Below are 18,772 nucleotides of genomic sequence, written 5' to 3' on the forward strand. Positions count from 1 at the left end.
TAGGGAGCGCATGTTTTTGCTTTTGCACGTAGGTGGCAGCCTGGAAATTTAGTTGCTGACGGGAAAGTCCCCGTAATATATCAGTAAACCCAGCAGCAAACTCATTGCAGTAACTCGCAACAAATTTCACAGTCTGCGCCGCATTAATGCGGCCAATGATAAGCGGGTTGTTGGAAAAATCGCAAGCGCCGTGACCCGGTCTGCGGTCTGGCCAGCCTGCGGCAGGTGTAAGCGGCGTTTAGTGCAGCTGGCGCGGTTCGGGATCGTCGTCTTCGTCGATAAACAGTTCGTCGAACATCAAGCCGTCCGGCTCCTTGCCCTGGCTCCAAAGCACCATCAACACGATCACCTTGAGTTTATCGAGCGGGACCGGGGTCTCGCTGACGGACAACGCACGTTCAATGACAATCTCGCGTTGCACCGGGTTGAGCATCTTGGCCGACTCCAGGAACTGGATGAAACCAATCGCGGCAATGCCCAGCACATCGATTTCCTGCTGAGCATAAATGCGGATGCCAAAAGAAAAAGCGGTTTGCTGCGGGTATTTATCGGCGAATTCGTGGTTGGTCTCCGCCAGATCGGTCAGCCAGCCGAGCGCCTTGGCGATTTCGTCTTCTTCAAAGCCGATGGCTGACAGCTTCTTGACCAAAGCCTCCGGTTCAGGGCAGGCGTCGGGCCGATAATAAGTTTCATACAGATAAACAAGGACTTCAAACATGGTTCTACTGTATCGCTAAGGTAAGGATATGACAAGGTAAGACAAGTAAAGTACAACGGTAACCGTGAAAACAACTGCAAACTGGCTGGCTCTGCCTACTTCGTATACGTATACAAGTATCGCAGGATTTATGCAACGCTGCCCGAAATGGCAAAATGCCATCACGCCAGAGACGGTCCGTATCAGCCGATACGGCGATAAATTCCACCCGGCAAAACCTCGATCAGTCCCGCCAGTTCCAGCTCAAGCAACTGGCCGTTCAGGCTGGCCGCATCGTTGCCGCTGCGCTCTGCCAGAACGTCGAAACTGACCGGATCATACCCGAGTACGGCAAGCAACTCCTGATTGGCGCTGCCAGCCACCGCGGCGACCGGCATCGCAGCAGCGCCAGCCTGAACCGCCGCCATCGCGTGCAAAGGGTCCAGCTCTTCCAGAATATCCTGTGCCGACTCCACCAGCTTGGCCCCCTGCTTGATCAGTTGATGGCAGCCTTTGGACAACGGCGAGTGAATCGAACCGGGGATAGCGAATACGTCACGTCCTTGCTCGGCCGCCATCCTGGCCGTGATCAGCGAGCCGGACTGCGCCGCGGCCTCAACCACCAGCACACCGCGCGCCAGGCCCGAAATGATGCGGTTGCGACGCGGAAAATTGGCCGCTATGCCGGGCATCCCCAGCGGGTACTCGCTGACGATGCAACCGGCCTCGGCAATCTGATGCGCCAGCCCGCGATTGCGCGCCGGGTACACAATATCCGCGCCGGTGCCGATGACCGCCACCGTGCTGCCGCCGTCAGGGCTGCCCGCGGCGCCGCGCAAAGCGCCTTGATGCGCAGCGGCGTCGACTCCCAAAGCCATGCCGGAGATGATGGTCAGGCCGCGCTGACTGAGGATTTCGGCGAAACGATCGGCATTGGCGATGCCCTGCGCGGTAGCGTTGCGGCTGCCGACCACGGCCATGGCCGGCCGCGCCAGCAACTCGGCGCGCCCCTTCACATACAGTATGAGCGGCGGGTCGGCGATATCCAGCAAGGCTTGCGGATAAGCGCTGTCGGCCAAGGTGAACAGCTGATTGCCCGGTTGCTGCAGCCATTCCAGCGTGCGCGCTGTCAGTGCCCGGAGCGCATCCGACGGCGCCGCCAGCAAGGCGTAGGCGATCCGTTCCGGCACGACTTTGTGCAAGGCCGAGAAGGACGAGGAAAAGATATTTTCCGGCAGACCGAAGGCCAGCAGCAGCCGGCGCGCGGTTTCGGCGCCGACGCCGGCAGTCTGCTCGAGACGCAACCAGGCTGCCAGTTCGTCGGCCTCAGTTGCTGTGCTTGCAGCAGGGCGGCTCATACCGCCGCCATCGTGATGATGATTATCTTTATTTATCGTTGTCAACAGCGGCAAGGACCTCTATTCTGGCGATCTGGCGATGTCGCCGATATCGACCGGGTGCTGGACTTCCATGATCAAGCCATACGAAATATGGTTGAACACACGGAAAATGAACAGGGTACCGTATTGTTCGTCCGGCAGCTTGACCATGTTGTTATGATCGGCAGGATCCTTAACGGTTTTACCGAAACGGTACAGCTGCAGCACCGTGCCGACATCGATATTGTCGGCCTTGCCGCGGTTGACGGTCAGGATCTGGTTCTGCGCAGCGGTCGCCACGCCGCCATAGACCGAGACCACGCGGGCTTGGACGTCGCTGGCCGGCGCGTGCGGCACATAATTCAGGATCGGCTCGACCGGCCGTGGAATGATGCGATCGCCGACCTGCATTTCTTCCTTGGTGTCGACCACGCTGAATGTCGCCGCCTCGTCAGGAGTTTTACCTCTGCGGTCCAGTTTCAGGGTACCGAGGTACAGCGCTTCATTGGCGATGACCTTGCCGGTATCCGGATCCTTGAGCGAATTGCCGGGACGGAAAACCTGGAACGCAGTAGCGTCCGTCAGGTCGCCGCGCACATAGGCTTTATCGCTCTTCCCCAGGTTCAGATGGCCGTCCTGGACTGCCACGATATGCGGCGCATTCTGCAAATCGTTGTCTTCGATGATCAGCGGTTGCGACAGGAAAGGGCCGATGGCATCGGTCGAAATGGCGGTGATCGCATCGCGTCCGATGCCTTGCACGCGCGTTTGCGGCGACAACTTCACGACGCCGGGTTCGCCGCTGGTTGTATTGCCGAGGCGCAGGCGGCCGTTGGCGCGGTCGAAATAAACGATCTGGCCTGGATAAATCCAATGCGGATTGCGAATCTGGTCCTGGTTCAAGCCCCATACTTGCGGCCAGCACCACGGATGCTGCAGGAATTTCCCGGAAATTCCCCACAGCGTATCGCCGCGCACCACGACATGCTGATCCGGAGCGTTGGCTAAAAATTCACAACGCATGGTCTTGACCGCCTGGGCGTGAGCCATGCCCGAGAGGCCAAATCCGGTGCTTAAAGCAAGAAGGAGTGCAGCTGTGCTAAACTTTTTCATATTGTTTCCGGTGGATACTGCGTTAAATTGGCGCCTACACCCTTATTGGTTCATCGCCACGGCTGATCGAGGCAAAGCAAAAAACTTGCCATAGTGAATCAAATTTTGCCCATAATCGATTGAACTAGCAAGAGAAAACCCCTTCCAAATAGCCTAAATTGTTACGCAATCTTGTATGTCCATATTAAATATCCTGCTTTACCCTGACGCCCGTTTGCACAAAATTGCCAAACCAGTGACAGTTTTTGACACTCGCCTCAAAAAATTGATCGCCGACATGGCCGAAACCATGTACGCAGCGCCGGGCGTCGGCCTGGCTGCCTCGCAAGTCGACGTCCATGAACAACTGGTCGTCATCGACACGTCCGATACCGGCAACGACCTGCACGTTTTCATCAATCCGCAGATTCTCTGGGCCAGCGAAGAAAAACAGATTTACGACGAAGGCTGCCTGTCGGTGCCTGGCGTCTACGACGGCGTCGAACGCCCGGCGCGGGTCAAGGTGCGCGCCCTGGATGCCGACGGCAATCCGTTTGAAGTCGACGCCGACGGCTTGCTGGCGGTGTGTATCCAGCACGAGATGGACCACTTGATGGGCAAGGTATTCGTTGAATACCTGTCGCCTTTGAAGCGCAACCGGATCAAGGCCAAGATGCTCAAGGAAGAACGCGAGCAGAAGCGTGACAAGCAATACGCTAGCAGATAAACATCTTTTCCATGTTGCGGGACAAAGTGCAAGAAGCGCCTAGCGTTTCTTGCACTTTGTCCCGCAATCATTTTTGGCCTCCAGCTGCTGTACTATCGCCCCATGAAAATCATCTTCGCCGGTACCCCCGAATTCGCCGCCGTGGCGCTCAAAGCCTTACACGACGCCGGTCATCAGATCACGCTGGTGCTGACCCAGCCCGACCGGCCGGCCGGCCGCGGCATGCAACTGCATGCATCGCCGGTCAAACAGTTTGCATTGGATCATCAGATGCCGGTAGCGCAACCGGTCTCGCTGCGGCTGGATGGCAAGTATCCTGAGATAGCCAGAGAAGCGCATGCATTGTTGCAGGCAACGCCGCACGATATCATGGTGGTGGCCGCCTACGGCCTGATCCTGCCGCTCAGCGTCTTGAACATCCCGCCGCGCGGCTGCCTGAACATCCACGGCTCGCTGCTGCCGCGCTGGCGTGGCGCCGCCCCTATCCACAGGGCGATTGAAGCCGGCGACAGCGAGACCGGCATCACCATCATGCAGATGGATCAGGGGCTGGATACCGGCGCCATGCTGTTGATCGAGAAAATGGCGATCGGCGCCGACGACACCACCGGCACCCTGCATGACAAAATGGCAAAACTCGGTGGCGACATGATTGTCGAAGCGCTGCGCCGCGTGGAGCAGAACGCCCTGCCGGCGACGCCGCAGCCGGAGCAAGGCGTGAGCTATGCCGCCAAGATCGGCAAGGAAGAAGCCGCTCTCGATTTCACACTGCCAGCCGATGTGCTGGAGCGCAAGATACGCGCATTCAATCCTTTCCCCGCGGCCTCAGCCGCGTTCGCAGGAGTCGCCTTGAAATTGTGGCAGGCAAAAGTTGTTGCCTCGGATGGCAGGCACGCGCCAGGAACGATCGTCAGCGCCGATCCGCACGATGGCGTGATCGTGGCTTGCGGCAGTGACGCATTGCGTATTACAGAATTACAGAAACCGGGCGGCAAGCGCCTGCCGGCGGCTGAGTTTCTGAAGGCGTTCCCGATGCAGGGCGGAAAGTTCGGCTAGGTGATCAACACGCATTCCAGATTTTGAGCCCCGCTCCAGACCGCATGCGGCGCCAATGTAATTGGATGCTCAACCGAGGCAGCCTCGACACATACGAAATGCCGATAAGAATCCAGCTTCAGATCGGCAATTTGCTCGCAGCCGTTTTCCCAGGGATTCCACACTACCGTATCGGCAAATCCGGTCTGGGTTGCGATCACGCTTTGCTTGCGGCCGCCCAGGGTAATCGGTTTATCGACCGCAAAATAAACCCGGTCGACCTCCCTGGCGATATGCAGGACCTCTTCATCCGCAATCTTGATACGGCGCTTGTCGACAGAGTCGCGATAGCGATAGCCGTCGAGTCCGTACACAGCGGCATCGGCAATATCTGCATTCAAATAGGTATGCAAGGCGCAGGTGAATTCGAAAGGCTGATCGCCATTATTCGTCACCTTCAGCTCGGTATGCAAGGCCTCGCCAGAAAATTGCACGCGCAATTCGAGCGCAAACGCGTGGGGAAATACCAGCCTGGTTTTCGCTGAATCGGCCAGGCCGAGGCGAATCGATCCGCTGCCGTCTATCTGGCGCGAAGATTCCAGCAAGGTCCAGGCGCTGGTGCGTGCAAAACCATGCTTGGGCAACGGCCCTTCGCTGGCGAATTGCGGAAAAATCACCGGAATGCCGCCACGGATGGCGCTGTCGCTAAGCCACGAATTCAACGGGCTCATGAACAAACGCTCGACGCCATCCGGCGTGCGCCAGGAACAGACATGGCCGCCATGCAGCGTCACTCCCACCTGCGCGCCGTCGGCGGCGGTTGCAATGATGAAATCGTCGGTCGCTTGCAGATTCTCTGAATTTGGCAAAATCGTGTCTCCTGTGGCTAGGTGCATATTATGCTCCCGCTTGCGGCACCCGCTTGCGGCTCCCGCTAGCGGCGCCCGCTTGTGGTTCCCGCGTGCGCTACGCCGACTTCGGAACCGGAACGGCGAGACTGATCCCGTGCTGCGTAAAACCGAAATTTTCATAGAAGCGATGCGCGTCCATGCGCTTCAGATTGGACGACAGCGCAATCTTGTAGCAACCGGCCTCGCCGGCAATCCGCACGGCATGATCCAGCATCGCGCTGCCGATACCCTGGCCGCGGCATGCGCGGCCGATGACGACGGCATCCATCACTGCCTGTAGCGTGCCTTCGTGGCTCAGGCTGCAGAAAACCAGAAGACTGAAAGTGCCCACCGCAACCTCGTCGGCAACTACCAGGAACACCCGGAAATACGGATAGGCAGCCATCCTGGCCATGATCTGGCGGACACCGGCGGCGTCCAGCCTGGCGGCGCGCGTCGGTTCATCGTCCATCTCGGCCAGCAGCGCTGCCAGGGTCTCGGCGTCGTCGGGGGTAGCCTGGCGCACAGTAACGGTAGCGCGTGGCAAAACATGATCGGAAGCGGTGGCGGTCATCGGTCTTTACTCCGTGTCGGATGCATTCGAGAAGATAAAGACTATACCGAAAATTCCGCCCATGGAAAAATGGCGCGGCCGGCTTGCGATAAATCGCAGGCGGCGCGCCAATCATTGCTGTGCAAGCAGAAACGGATTACCTGGAAGGATTGCTTAGATGAAGAGCTTGCGCAAACGTGACGACATCAGATCAATCACACTTACTGCAACCACGATCATGATCAGTACTGCACAAGTCTGGGCATATTCGAAGCTGCGGATCACTTCCCACAGAATCACGCCGATGCCGCCGGCGCCGACCATGCCGACCACCGTCGCCGAACGGACATTGGCTTCGAAACGATATAGCACATAGGAAATCCACAAAGGCATCACCTGCGGCAGCACGCCGTAGACAATTTCTTCCAGCGCATTGGCGCCGGTAGCGCGTATCCCTTCGACCGGTTGCGGATCGATGGCTTCGACCGCTTCCGAAAACAGCTTGGACAAAGTCCCGGTGGTCGCCACAAACAGCGCCAGCACGCCGGCAAACGGGCCCAGGCCAACCGCCACTACGAACAGCATCGCAAACACCATTTCATTGATCGCGCGTGCCGCATCCATCAAACGGCGCACCGGCTGGTTGACCCAGGCCGGAGCGATATTGGAAGATGCCAGCAAGCCGCACGGCACCGCGCACACTACCGCCAATGCAGTGCCCCAGACCGCGATCTGTATGGTGACCAGCAATTCTTGCAGATAGGTGCGCCAGTCATGGAAATCGGGCGGGAAGAAACTGGCGGCGTAAGTGCCCATGTTGCCGCCGTCGCGCAACAGCTCGAGCGGGCGCATGTCGGCGCCCTTCCACGATGCGATCAGGACTGCCAGCAACACGCCCCAGAACAAGGTCCGGCCAATCGCTTGCTTGGGCGGCAAAGGGAGCGTGTTTTGCATTTTCAAAGTTGCGGGACTTGTCATTGCTCAGGATTTGGCCAGGTCGGACAATTTACGGTTGATGTCGTCCAGCTTGCTTTTCCTGTCTTCGGCGCTCAGGTTGGCATCCGCTTCCAGCTTGCCTTTTTGCTTGAACAGTTCCAGTTGACGGATAGGGTTCAGCTGGGCATCGCTGGAGGCTTCAAAACCGCTGTATGTCAGCTTGGCCAGTTGCGCCTTTTCCTGTGCTGCGTTAGGACCGGTCTTGCCGTAGTTGACGAAGAAATCCTTGATCTTGGCTTTGACGTCTGCCGGCAGGTCTTTACGCCATACCAGCGGATCGGCTGCGATCAACGGCGATTTCCAGACAATCCGGACTTCCTTGGCAACCGCCGGCTGACGCTCTTCGATCCGGGCCATGGTGTCCGAGGCGAACACGGCGGCATCGATCTGCTTGTTGGCGACCGCCAGGATATTGGCTTCGTGATTGGAAGTGCGGATCACTTTAAACGCAGTCTTCGAATCGACGTTGTTTTTGGCGAAAATGTAATAGCTGGGAACCAGGAAACCGGAAGTCGAATTCGGATCGCCAATACCGAAGGTCAGTCCCTTGGCATTTTTCAAGATGTCTTCAATACTCTTGTTCGGGCTGTCTTTTTGCACGCCCACCAGGCTGTAGTAACCGGCGCTGCCATCCGGATTGAGCACGTGCGCGAACACTTCGCCGCTGGCGCGATCCACCGCTTCCATCGCCGACTTGTTGCCGAACCAGCCCATCTGTACTTTACCGAAGCGCATGCCTTCGATAATGCCGGCGTAGTCGGAAGCGAAGAAACCATTCACCTTGATGCCTGTGCGCTTGCTCAGTTCATCCAGCACCGGCTGCCAGTCTTGCTTCAGGTTCTTCGACGATTCGGTCGAAATAATGCCGAAGTTCAGTTCTTTGACGTCGTCGGCAAGGGCCACGGAAGCCGTCGCTGCCAGCAGCGCCACTGTCATTGCAGCGCCGGAAAATAATTTTGCAAGCATGATTTGAAACTCCTGATTGAAAGGGATGACGAGAGGGGCGGCGATAAGGATGAAATTCAATGACGGATTGCGCGTTCAGGCCGCGACTGCCAGCGCCGGTATGCTATCGAACGGCGTTGGCACCGCGGCGGTCGGCCGGGTCAGACTGTTGGAGCCGCCCAGGATGTCCTCTGCCTCGCTGCCGTACAGCTCGCGCAGCATCGCTTCCGTCAAGGCGCTGGACGGGCCGTCGTACACCACACGGCCTTTGTGCAGGGCCACAGTGCGCGCGCAGAAGCGCAAGGCCACATCGACCTGATGCAGCGACACGATGACCGTGCTGCGGTCACGCTGGTTGACGTCGGCCAGCGTTTGCATCACGCGCCGCGCCGATTCCGGATCCAGCGATGCGATCGGCTCGTCGGCCAGCACCACGCGCGCCTTCTGCACGATGGTGCGGGCAATCGCAGCCCGTTGCTGCTGGCCGCCGGAGAGCGCGGAAGCGCGTTTGTAGGCGTGCTCGGAAATGCCGACCCGCGCCAGCGCTTCCAGGCCCAGCGCTTTCTCTTCGGCGGTAAATATTTTGAAGCAGCTGCGCCAGAGCGGCATGCGTGACAGGCCGCCGGTTAACACATTGGTCAAGACCGGCAGGCGGCCCACCAGGTTGAATTGCTGAAAGACAAAACCGACGTTGGCGCGCACCGCGCGGATATTGCGGTCGACGACGCCATCCTTCTGCACCGCATGGCCGTCGATGGAGATTGTGCCGCCGCTGTTATCTGCGGCCATCAATCCGGAAATATGCCGTAAAAGAGTCGATTTTCCAGAGCCGGATGCGCCGATCAGCGCCACCATCTCGCCTTGCGCGAAACGCAGGCTGACGTTGTCTAGGGCGCGGAATCCGCCGCGGAAGGTCTTTGACAAACCGTTGATTTCAACCATGATATTGACCGCCATTGCGCTTTTGAATGGCCGAAGTATTGCGGTCAAATATGTCAGGCGTATGAAGTTTCTATGACCATTCGGTTACAACAAAGCAAGGCGGATATCTTCAGCAAGCGTGTTTAGTCCCGTCTTTTCCAAGCTTTACTGGTTCGGCAAAGGAAGGCGCTGTTGAGCAACGACAGGAGACGGCCGGATCGGCTGTATTGGAAACGCACCGCCATCACTGGCATGTGGTTGGATTGGCAACGCCTATGCGATCTAACGCTGGACGATGATCGGCGTAGCGCCGGAGCGTTGCCGGATCTGTTGCAAGACGCTGTCGGCGTCAATCCGGCTGGTGTACGGACCGGCATACAGACGATACAGGCCATTCACCGCGATGCTGTCGAGCGAAGCGACCAGCCCGGACAACTCCTGCATCAAGCGAGCGCGGGCGCCGTCGGCATTGGCTTGCTGCGAATATGCGCCGAACTGTAGGTAATATCCGGCGGCCAGCGAACTGCTGTTGCCGGTGGCCGCGCTTGCGCTTGGCGCCTGCGCCTGTCCTTGCACCTGAGGCTCTGGATTTATGAGCAACGGTTGCGCGCTCAACACCGGCATGTCGACCGCTTCGGTAGTCACTGCGGCGGCGGCCGTGTTGTCCCTGGCCGGCTCGCTCTTGACCGGCGCCGTCGCTGTCTGCGATGCCGGCGCGTTGCCGCGCTGTTTATTAAGAGCGTCGATATCCGCCGGCAGCAAGCGTTCCACCTCCAGCTGGCTGCTGCCGCTGCCCAGATAACCCAGTTTCAGCGCTGCGGTATAAGACAGGTCGATGATGCGGCTCGAGTGGAACGGCCCCCGGTCATTGATACGCACAATCACCTGTGCGCCGGTTTTCAGATTGGTCACCCGGGCATAGGATGGGATCGGCAAGGTTGGATGGGCGGCTGTCATCTTGTACATATCGTACAGTTCGCCGGATGATGTTTTTTGCTTATGGAATTTCTTGCCGTACCAGCTGCCGATGCCGCGCTGCTTGAACGGCTGGTCGTCTGTCAGCGGGGTGTACGTCTTGCCAAACACGACATACGGCTTGTTGCCTGTGCGCGAGTAGGGTTCAACTACGGGAATCGCATCCGGGGTATCTAACAGCCCTTCCGGCGTGGCGTCGCCCGGACCGTCATCCTTGTAGTAGCCGCCGCGCCCCGAGCCTGCCGGGGGCAGCGCGGGCCCGTTACGGCCGGCGATATTGCCGGAAGAACCGGATTTGACCGGCGCAGACGGCGTGGAAGATGTTGGCGGCGCGCTGCCGCAGCCGGCCAGAATCAGCGACAGCAGCAAGGCACTGGAATATGTAACAACGTTGCAGCGACGGAGTTTGCCGCTTTGCTTACCTATCATGCACTCTCCTGACGGCGTTTGAACACAAATAATTGCATGAATGGACCCGACTTTTGCTACACAAGTTCAACCAAGATCAAGTCTGTATCAATTTGCGGTGGCGCTGGATGCTCATCAATATGCCGGCGCCCAGCCCCAGGGTGACCAGTGCGGTGCCACCATAACTCATGAATGGCAAAGGTACGCCAACTACCGGCAAAATGCCACTGACCATGCCCATATTGACAAATGCATAAGTAAAGAAGATCAATGTGATGGACCCGGCCAGCAGGCGCGTGAACATGGTGGGTGCGTTGACCGCGATCATCATGCCGCGGCCGATCAGCAACATATACAGGAACAACAAGACGCCGTTGCCGATCATGCCGAATTCTTCGGAAAATACCGCAAAAATAAAATCGGTGGTGCGTTCCGGGATAAATTCCAGATGCGCTTGCGTGCCTTTCAGCCAGCCCTTGCCAAAAATCCCGCCGGAGCCGACCGCGATGGTCGACTGGATGATATGGAAGCCTTTGCCGAGCGGATCCGAAGTAGGATCGATCAGCATCATCACGCGTTGCCGCTGATAGTCGTGCAACACCGACCACAGCACCGGCAGGCTGGCGCCGACGGCGACTGCCAGGCCGATCAGGATGCGCCACGACAAGCCGGCCAGGAAGATCACATAGAATCCCGCCGCCAGCACCAGGGTGCCGGTCCCCAGATCCGGTTGCCTGATGATCAAGCCGACCGGCAGCACCAGCAAGATTGCCGCCACTAGGTAATCACGCCAGGTGATCATGCCTTCGCGCTTCTGGAAATACCAGGCCAGCATCAACGGCATCGCGATTTTCATGATTTCCGAAGGCTGGATCACCATGCCGATATTGATCCAGCGGCGCGAACCTTTTTTTACTATCCCGAACAGCGCCACCGCGATCAGCAGCGATACGCCCAGCGCGTAGGCCGGTATCGCAAACCGCATCAGGGTCTGCGGCGGAATATTCGCGGCGATCCACATGATGACGAACGCCACCAGGATATTGCGCAACTGGTCTTCGACTCTTCCTGGAAAATCGATCCCGGCCGAATACAAGGTGACGATGCCGACTGACAATATCAAAAACATGATCAGCGACAGGGCGCCGTCAAACACCGCAATATGCGATTTGATGTTTTGCCAGACGCTATGTTTATCGGTCAGATTCATGGTTCCAATTACTCGCGATTACCCGGGGTTTCTTCGCCCGGCTTATAGGCGTCTTCAGTATTCTCGCCAGCCTTGGCCTGACTTTCCCGCTGTGCCGGCGCGGCATCGTCTTCCGCCGACACCGGCGCCGCTGCCGGCGACGCGGCCTTGTCGCTGTCCCCCGGACGTTTGCCTAGCAAATAGAAATCCAGTGCCTTGCGCACGATCGGTGCCGCAGCAGCGGCGCCGAAGCCGCCGTTTTCGACAATCACCGCAATCGCGATGCGCGGCTTGTCGGCGGGTGCGAACGCGGTATACCAGGCATTATCCGCCAGGCGCGTGCCATTGTGCCTCTTGTCGTATTTTTCACCTTGTTTGATGCTTAAGACCTGGGCGGTTCCGGTTTTGCCGCCCGATTCATAACCGGCGCCGGCAAACGTTGCTCTCCCGGTGCCTTCGTGCGTTACACCCACCATCGCCTTCTTGATGAAATCGATATTTTCCTGCTTCAGCGGAATGCGGTAACTTTCCTTCGGCACGGTTTCCGTTCGCGTGCGCGTCGTGCCGTCTTCGATGATCTTTACCAGATGCGGTTTCATCACTACCCCATCGTTGACCAAGGTCGCTACCGCGTGCGCCATCTGCAGCGGCGTAAAAGCATTGAAGCCCTGGCCGATTCCAAGTGAAATCGTATCGCCTCCGACCCACTTCTGCGCTGCCACCCGTTTGTAGTATTTGCGCTTCCAGTCGGTCGACGGCAATATTCCGCGCTGCTCGTGCTCCAGGTCGATGCCGGTAAGCTGGCCGAAACCGAACGGCTTCATGAAATCGTGGATGGTGTCGGGGCCCAGGTCGTTGGCCAGCATGTAGTAGTAGGTATCGCAAGATTCAACGATGGACCGGTACATGTCCACCCGCCCGTGGCCGCCTACCTTGTCGTCGCGGAACTGGTGCCCGCCCAGCATGAAATAGCCGATATCGTTGATGGCGAAAGAAGTGGTGCGTTTGCCCAGCTCCAGCGCCGCCAGCGCCATGAACGGCTTGTAGGTCGACCCGGGCGCATAAGTGCCGCTCATCGGGCGATTGATCAACGGGTGATCGGGCGAATTATTCAGCTCGTCCCAGCTTTGCTGATCGATGCCTTCGACAAACAGATTGGGGTCGAACGACGGCTGCGAGACATACGCCAGCACGTCGCCGGTGGACGGCTCGATCGCCACCAGCGCGCCGCGGCGATCGCCGAACGCTTCCTCTACCACCTTCTGCAGTTCGATATCGATCGACAGGATCAGGTTGTTGCCCGGTACCGCAGAAACGTGCGACATGCTGCGCACCGCGCGTCCGCTGGCAGCGATTTCGATTTCCTCGTAGCCGGTGGTGCCGTGCAACTGCTGCTCGTAACTCTTTTCCAGGCCATCCTTGCCGATATAGCTGGTGCCCTTATAGTTGGCGGCATCGTCGCTGTCGTCGATGCGGTCGGCATCCTTCTGGTTGATGCGGCCGATGTAACCGATCACGTGCGCCGCCACTTCGCCCAGCGGATATTGACGGAACAAGCGCGCCTGCACATCGATCCCCGGGAAGCGATAACGCTGCGCGGTGAAGCGCGCCACTTCCTCGTCGCTCAGACGGGTGCGGATCGGCAGGCTGGCAAAACTCTTGGAATCTTCCAGCAACTTCTTGAAGCGACGCCGGTCTTTCGGCGTAATGCTGACCACCTGCGCCAGTTCGTCGATCACGCTGTCGAGATCGCCTTTGATTTTGGAACGGGTGACTTCCAGCGTATAGGCAGAATAATTGCGCGCCAGGATGGCGCCGTTGCGGTCCATGATCAGGCCGCGGTTCGGCACTACCGGCACCAGCGAAATCCGATTGTCCTCGGCTTGCGCGGCGTAGGCATCGTGGCGCACCATTTGCAACCAGATAAAACGCGCGCCCAGCAAGCCGAAACAGATCAGCACAAAAATCACGGCCGCCGAGATCCGCAACCGGAAATTTCGTAGTTCGCGCTCGGTGTTTTTAAATTCGGTCATGGATAAGCTAAGGCTAAAGCTGGCATCGGGCAGCAATTGGCATCATCTGCCGCAGGCGGTGAATATCAAATCGGGCGATTGTCATCGCGGTCGACCGCACGGCGTTGCGGCGCCAGCAACAGCCACACCACCAACGGCCACAACGCCACGCAGACAAAGCTTTCGGAAAAATACAGCCAGCCCGGGAACTTGCCGCTGACAGACATGCGGATGATCAGCTGTATCAACTGCGTCAGCAACATCAAGGGCAACACGTGCAAAGCTTGAATCTCCACCGAAAACCACAGTACGCGGCGATGGATCATGATCGCAAAATACGATAGCAGCGTATAAGCCAGCGCATTCTGGCCGAGTAACGTGGCTTCGTGCACATCCATCAGCAAGCCCATGCAAAAGGCAATGCCGATGCCGATCTTGCGCGGTTGGTGAATACTCCAGAACACCAGCACCAGCGCGACGAAATCCGGCACGCCCGGCCACTGCCCCCAGGGCAGCAAATTGAGCAGGAACGCCAGCAGCAATGTCATCGCAATGAACAATGGATTGGCGGGCAGCAGGATGTAATGAGGACGCATCATCGGGTACCGGCTCCCTGCGGATTCTTGCGGGCCCCTTCGGGGCTATTGTCTTTCACTGCTTCTTTCGCAGCCTCTCTGGTTTTGTCGCGCGTGCTTTCGGTCAGCCGGCGCTTGCTGAGTATGTCGGCTTTGCTGTTCGGGACTGCCGCTTCGTCGTCCGGCCGCGCGGTCGGGCTCGGATCGACCAGCAGGATCAGCAACTGGGTGTGCCTGTCGATGCCGGCGATCGGCTCACAAACGATATGGGCAAATGCATCGGCCGACTTGGATTCGACCTGCACTACCTTGGCGACCGACAAGCCGGCCGGATAAACGCCGTCGATACCGGAAGTCACCAGCACGTCGCCCTTTTTGATATCGGCATTGGACGACATGAAGCGCAAATCCAGATACCCGGACTGGCCGCGCCCGTAGGCAACGCTACGCAAGCCGTTGCGCAGCACCTGCACCGGGATCGCCTGATCCTTGTCGGTCAGCAGCGTCACCTCGGAGGTAAACGGGAAGACGCGCGTCACCTGGCCAACGATGCCGGCATCGTCAATCACCGGCTGGCCGGCGGCGACGCCATGCCGCGAACCGCGGTTCATGATCACTTTGCGAGCGAACTGATCGCGCGCGTCGTACAGGATTTCGCTCATCACGGACTTCACCGGCACACGCTGCTCGGCCCCCAGCAAATTGCGCAGTTGTGCATTTTCTGCGGCTAGCTGTTGCGCCTGCTGCAATTGCTGGGCGCGCTCGCCTTGCCGGCTGCGCAGCATCTGATTTTCTTTTTCCACCGTCGACAGCGAAGAAAAATAATCGATCACGCGATTGCTTGCATCGCGCGGCATCAGCGCCGCCATCTGCAATGGATAGAGCGCGGTGCCGACCACCTGGCGCAGCAGCTGCAAAGCATGTATGCGTGAGTCGGCGATCAGCAGCGCCAACGCGAACAGCGTGCATATCACCGCCTTGGCGCGGGCTGAAGCACCTTGCTTGAAGAGGGGTGGTGGACTGTATTCCATCAATAATGGACAGGTTCGGTGTGGTCAGTGGCTGGCGGTACGAACAGATTCATGTCGATACCGCAGATGTAACAACGGGTCGTATGCACAATGCACCGACCCGGTTGCCGCTACCCAACCTCAAGATCAAACTGAAGAAGTTGGGCAAGCGTCGCATCAGCCTGGATTACTCGTAAGAAAAGATCGAGCCCAGCTTGTCCATCCGTTCCAGCGCCATGCCGGAGCCGCGCACCACGCAAGTCAGCGGATCTTCGGCGACGATCACCGGCAAGCCGGTTTCTTCCATCAACAGGCGATCCAGGTCACGCAGCAAGGCGCCGCCGCCGGTCAGCATCATGCCCTTTTCGGCGATGTCGGCGCCCAGTTCCGGCGGCGTCTGTTCCAGCGCGTTCTTGACGGCGGAAACGATGTTGTTGAGCGGGTCGGTCAGGGCTTCCAGGATTTCGTTGCTGGAGATGGTGAACGAGCGCGGAATGCCTTCCGACAGATTGCGTCCCTTGACTTCCATTTCACGCACTTCCGAACCCGGGAAGGCGGAACCGATTTCCTTCTTGATGGCTTCAGCGGTCTGCTCGCCGATCAGCATGCCGTAGTTGCGGCGGATGTAGTTGACGATGGCTTCATCGAATTTATCGCCGCCGACGCGTACCGAACCTTTGTAGACCATGCCGCCCAGCGAGATGATGCCGACTTCGGTAGTGCCGCCGCCGATATCCACCACCATCGAACCGGTTGCATCCGACACCGGCAAACCGGCGCCGATCGCGGCCGCCATCGGTTCTTCGATCAGGAACACCTGGGATGCGCCGGCACCCAGCGCGGATTCGCGGATCGCGCGGCGCTCAACCTGGGTCGAACCGCAAGGCACGCAGATGATGATGCGCGGCGAAGGCTTGAACAGCTTGGTGTCGTGCACCATGCGGATGAATTGCTTGAGCATCTGCTCGGTGACGGTAAAGTCGGCAATCACGCCGTCTTTCATCGGTCGGATCGCTTCGATATTGCCAGGGACTTTACCCAGCATCTGTTTTGCTTCACGGCCGACAGCTTGAATAGTTTTCTTGCCGTTAGGGCCGCCTTGCTGGCGAATCGCAACAACCGACGGTTCATCCAGGACAATACCTTGATCGCGCACATAAATCAGCGTATTCGCGGTACCCAGATCAATCGCCAGGTCATTCGAAAAGTAACTGCGTAAAAATCCAAACATGAATTGTTCCAATGCGCAACAATGGTGCGCTCAAACGTTTTTTAGGGGGGTGTCTAGTATCCGGCGCATGGTAAAGATCTATTACCTGCCGCATGGACGCAACATTCTACCTTATAATTTGACTCAAATTAGGGCGTATAGCGCTCAAAACGCTTGCTTTTTACAAAAATCCGAGAAGTTATCGGCAAGCAAAGTATTTCTTTTTTAACCATAACAGCAGCAGCGCCCTTGAGCGCCATCGAAAATCATGTCACTAGCCCTTTCCGACGTTAAGCGCATTGCCAATTTGGCACGCCTCGAACTCACTGAAGACCAGGCCGCTTCCACGCTCGATAAACTGAACGGCATTTTCTCGCTGGTCGAGCAAATGCGGGCGGTGGATACCGCCGGCATCGAGCCGCTGAGCCACCCGATTGCCGCGCTGCAGCAGGATTTGTCGCTGCGCTTGCGCGACGACGTGGTGACCGAGTCGAATCATCGCGAGGAATATCAAAAGGTAGCGCCGGCAACTGAAGACGGCTTGTATCTGGTGCCGAAAGTAATCGAATAAGTCGACACATGAATGCATGCGCAATCAATTGATGCACAGCATATTGGTCGCCGCAAGACAAAGCTTGATGGCTTTCATGCGCCACCCCGCAAAGTTCATATTTAAAAATTCTCATGCATACCAAAACTCTCAAGCAACTGTCGGTGCTACTGCACGAAAAGAAGATTTCTGCCGAGGAACTGGCGCAACTGTATCTGGCGCGCATCGGGCGCAGCGATCTGAATGCATTTTTGCATGTCGATCAGGAATTGACCCTGCAACAGGCGCGCGCCGCCGACCAGCGCCTGGCGCAAAACGACAGCACGCCGCTGACCGGCGTGCCGATCGCCCACAAGGATATTTTCGTGACGCGCGGATGGCGTGCTACCGCCGGTTCGAAGATGCTGGAAAACTATACCAGTCCATTCGACGCCACCGTGGTGGAACACTTCAATGACGCCGGCATGGTGACCTTGGGTAAATTGAATTGCGATGAATTCGCGATGGGTTCATCGAATGAAAACTCGCATTTCGGCCCGGTCAGAAATCCTTGGGATAAAACCGCAATTCCGGGCGGTTCATCCGGCGGTTCAGCCGCCGCCGTAGCTGCGCGCCTGACGCCAGCCGCGACCGCCACCGATACCGGCGGCTCCATCCGTCAACCGGCTTCCTTGTGCGGCGTCACCGGCATCAAGCCGACTTACGGCAGCGTCTCGCGCTTCGGCATGATCGCTTTCGCTTCGTCGCTGGACCAGGCCGGCCCGATCGCGCAAACCGCGGAAGATTGCGCGCTGCTGCTGAACGCCATGACCGGTTTCGACCCGCGCGATTCGACCAGCCTGGAGCGCAAGAAAGAAGATTTCAGCGCCAGCCTGAACCAGGACCTGAAGGGCCTGCGCATCGGCATTCCGCGCGAATATTTCAGCAGCGGCCTGTCGGCCGATGTCGAGCAAGCCGTGCGCGCAGCGCTGCAGGAGTATGAAAAGCTGGGCGCTACGCTGATCGATATTTCGCTGCCGAAAACCGAGCTGTCGATCCCGGTCTATTACGTGATTGCGCCGGCCGAAGCGTCGTCCAACCTGAGCCGTTTCGACGGCGTCCGTTACGGCCATCGCGCCGCCAATTACAAAGACCTGGCCGACATGTACAAGAAGTCGCGCGCGGAAGGATTCGGCGAAGAAGTGAAGCGCCGGATTCTGGTCGGCGCGTACGTGTTGTCGCACGGTTATTACGATGCCTACTATTTGCAGGCGCAAAAAATCCGGCGCCTGATCGCCCAGGATTTCCAGAATGCGCTGACTGGGCCGAACCGGCTATGCGACGTCATCATGGGGCCGGTATCGCCGACCGTGGCGTGGGATCTGGGCGCCAAGGCAGACGATCCGGTCGCCAACTACCTGGCGGATATCTACACGCTGTCGACCAGCCTGGCCGGTTTGCCGGGCATGTCGATACCCTGCGGTTTCGGCCAGGGCGAGAAGAATGCAAAGCGTCCGGTCGGACTGCAAATCATCGGCAATTATTACGACGAAGCCAAGCTGCTCAACGTCGCGCATCAGTATCAGCGCGTCACCGACTGGCATTTGCGCAGCCCTGATTAAGAACGAT

At 58.3% G+C, this 18,772-nt stretch carries 18 protein-coding genes; 4 read left to right on the forward strand and 14 right to left on the reverse strand.

What is annotated here, in order from left to right:
- Positions 1–238: 238 nt before the first annotated feature.
- The 3 genes from BLV81_RS15725 to BLV81_RS15735 form a co-directional block, all read right to left on the reverse strand.
- A complete protein-coding gene (locus tag BLV81_RS15725; protein ID WP_092357919.1) occupies positions 239–718 on the reverse strand; it encodes a Smg family protein in 480 nt (159 codons plus the stop codon).
- Between the two features lie 182 nt (positions 719–900).
- Positions 901–2,055, reverse strand: a complete 1,155-nt coding sequence (gene dprA / locus BLV81_RS15730; RefSeq protein WP_092358054.1) for a DNA-processing protein DprA — start codon at positions 2,053–2,055, stop codon at positions 901–903.
- Between the two features lie 60 nt (positions 2,056–2,115).
- Complete coding sequence (locus BLV81_RS15735; protein WP_092357921.1) at positions 2,116–3,189, reverse strand: LysM peptidoglycan-binding domain-containing protein; 1,074 nt, start codon at positions 3,187–3,189, stop codon at positions 2,116–2,118.
- Positions 3,190–3,364: 175 nt separating this feature from the next.
- On the opposite strand from BLV81_RS15735, the gene def reads away from it, so the two are divergent.
- Together def and fmt are read left to right on the forward strand one after the other, a co-directional pair.
- Complete coding sequence (gene def / locus BLV81_RS15740; RefSeq protein ID WP_092357923.1) at positions 3,365–3,895, forward strand: peptide deformylase; 531 nt, start codon at positions 3,365–3,367, stop codon at positions 3,893–3,895.
- Positions 3,896–3,997: 102 nt separating this feature from the next.
- The gene (gene fmt / locus BLV81_RS15745) at positions 3,998–4,951 is read left to right on the forward strand and encodes a methionyl-tRNA formyltransferase (RefSeq protein ID WP_092357925.1); all 954 of its coding nucleotides are present in this window, start codon (positions 3,998–4,000) and stop codon (positions 4,949–4,951) included.
- On the opposite strand, the gene BLV81_RS15750 is transcribed toward fmt, so the two are convergent.
- From BLV81_RS15750 to BLV81_RS15800, 11 genes are all read right to left on the reverse strand, one after another.
- A complete protein-coding gene (locus BLV81_RS15750; RefSeq protein ID WP_176992853.1) occupies positions 4,948–5,799 on the reverse strand; it encodes a D-hexose-6-phosphate mutarotase in 852 nt (283 codons plus the stop codon). The two genes, fmt and BLV81_RS15750, sit on opposite strands and share 4 nt — an antisense overlap.
- A gap of 97 nt (positions 5,800–5,896) precedes the next feature.
- Entirely contained in the window at positions 5,897–6,394 is a 498-nt protein-coding gene (locus BLV81_RS15755; protein ID WP_092357929.1) for a GNAT family N-acetyltransferase, read from the reverse strand.
- 153 nt (positions 6,395–6,547) lie between these two features.
- Positions 6,548–7,327 (reverse strand): phosphonate ABC transporter, permease protein PhnE, encoded by a 780-nt coding sequence (gene phnE, locus BLV81_RS15760; protein WP_369823889.1) that lies wholly within the window; start codon positions 7,325–7,327, stop codon positions 6,548–6,550.
- A gap of 27 nt (positions 7,328–7,354) precedes the next feature.
- Entirely contained in the window at positions 7,355–8,335 is a 981-nt protein-coding gene (gene phnD / locus BLV81_RS15765) for a phosphonate ABC transporter substrate-binding protein (RefSeq protein ID WP_092358056.1), read from the reverse strand.
- A 75-nt stretch (positions 8,336–8,410) separates the two neighbouring features.
- A complete protein-coding gene (gene phnC, locus BLV81_RS15770) occupies positions 8,411–9,256 on the reverse strand; it encodes a phosphonate ABC transporter ATP-binding protein (protein ID WP_255365260.1) in 846 nt (281 codons plus the stop codon).
- Positions 9,257–9,517: 261 nt separating this feature from the next.
- Entirely contained in the window at positions 9,518–10,639 is a 1,122-nt protein-coding gene (locus tag BLV81_RS15775) for a septal ring lytic transglycosylase RlpA family protein (RefSeq protein WP_092357935.1), read from the reverse strand.
- Between the two features lie 76 nt (positions 10,640–10,715).
- Complete coding sequence (gene rodA, locus BLV81_RS15780; RefSeq protein WP_092357937.1) at positions 10,716–11,828, reverse strand: rod shape-determining protein RodA; 1,113 nt, start codon at positions 11,826–11,828, stop codon at positions 10,716–10,718.
- Between the two features lie 8 nt (positions 11,829–11,836).
- Positions 11,837–13,840, reverse strand: a complete 2,004-nt coding sequence (gene mrdA, locus BLV81_RS15785) for a penicillin-binding protein 2 (protein ID WP_092358058.1) — start codon at positions 13,838–13,840, stop codon at positions 11,837–11,839.
- Positions 13,841–13,905: 65 nt separating this feature from the next.
- Entirely contained in the window at positions 13,906–14,418 is a 513-nt protein-coding gene (mreD, locus tag BLV81_RS15790) for a rod shape-determining protein MreD (protein ID WP_092357939.1), read from the reverse strand.
- Positions 14,415–15,425 carry a rod shape-determining protein MreC gene (mreC, locus tag BLV81_RS15795; RefSeq protein WP_092357941.1) on the reverse strand — a complete coding sequence of 337 codons (1,011 nt, stop codon included), beginning with the start codon at positions 15,423–15,425 and terminating at the stop codon, positions 14,415–14,417. Before mreC ends, mreD begins: the two co-directional genes overlap by 4 nt.
- A 166-nt stretch (positions 15,426–15,591) precedes the next feature.
- A complete protein-coding gene (locus tag BLV81_RS15800) occupies positions 15,592–16,635 on the reverse strand; it encodes a rod shape-determining protein (protein WP_041742639.1) in 1,044 nt (347 codons plus the stop codon).
- Between the two features lie 247 nt (positions 16,636–16,882).
- Between BLV81_RS15800 and gatC the strand changes: the two genes are divergently transcribed.
- The gene (gene gatC / locus BLV81_RS15805; protein ID WP_092357943.1) at positions 16,883–17,185 is read left to right on the forward strand and encodes an Asp-tRNA(Asn)/Glu-tRNA(Gln) amidotransferase subunit GatC; all 303 of its coding nucleotides are present in this window, start codon (positions 16,883–16,885) and stop codon (positions 17,183–17,185) included.
- A 113-nt stretch (positions 17,186–17,298) separates the two neighbouring features.
- A complete protein-coding gene (gene gatA / locus BLV81_RS15810) occupies positions 17,299–18,765 on the forward strand; it encodes an Asp-tRNA(Asn)/Glu-tRNA(Gln) amidotransferase subunit GatA (RefSeq protein WP_092357944.1) in 1,467 nt (488 codons plus the stop codon).
- Positions 18,766–18,772 lie beyond the last annotated feature (7 nt).

Source organism: Collimonas sp. OK242 (assembly GCF_900107095.1).
Classification (GTDB): domain Bacteria; phylum Pseudomonadota; class Gammaproteobacteria; order Burkholderiales; family Burkholderiaceae_D; genus Collimonas.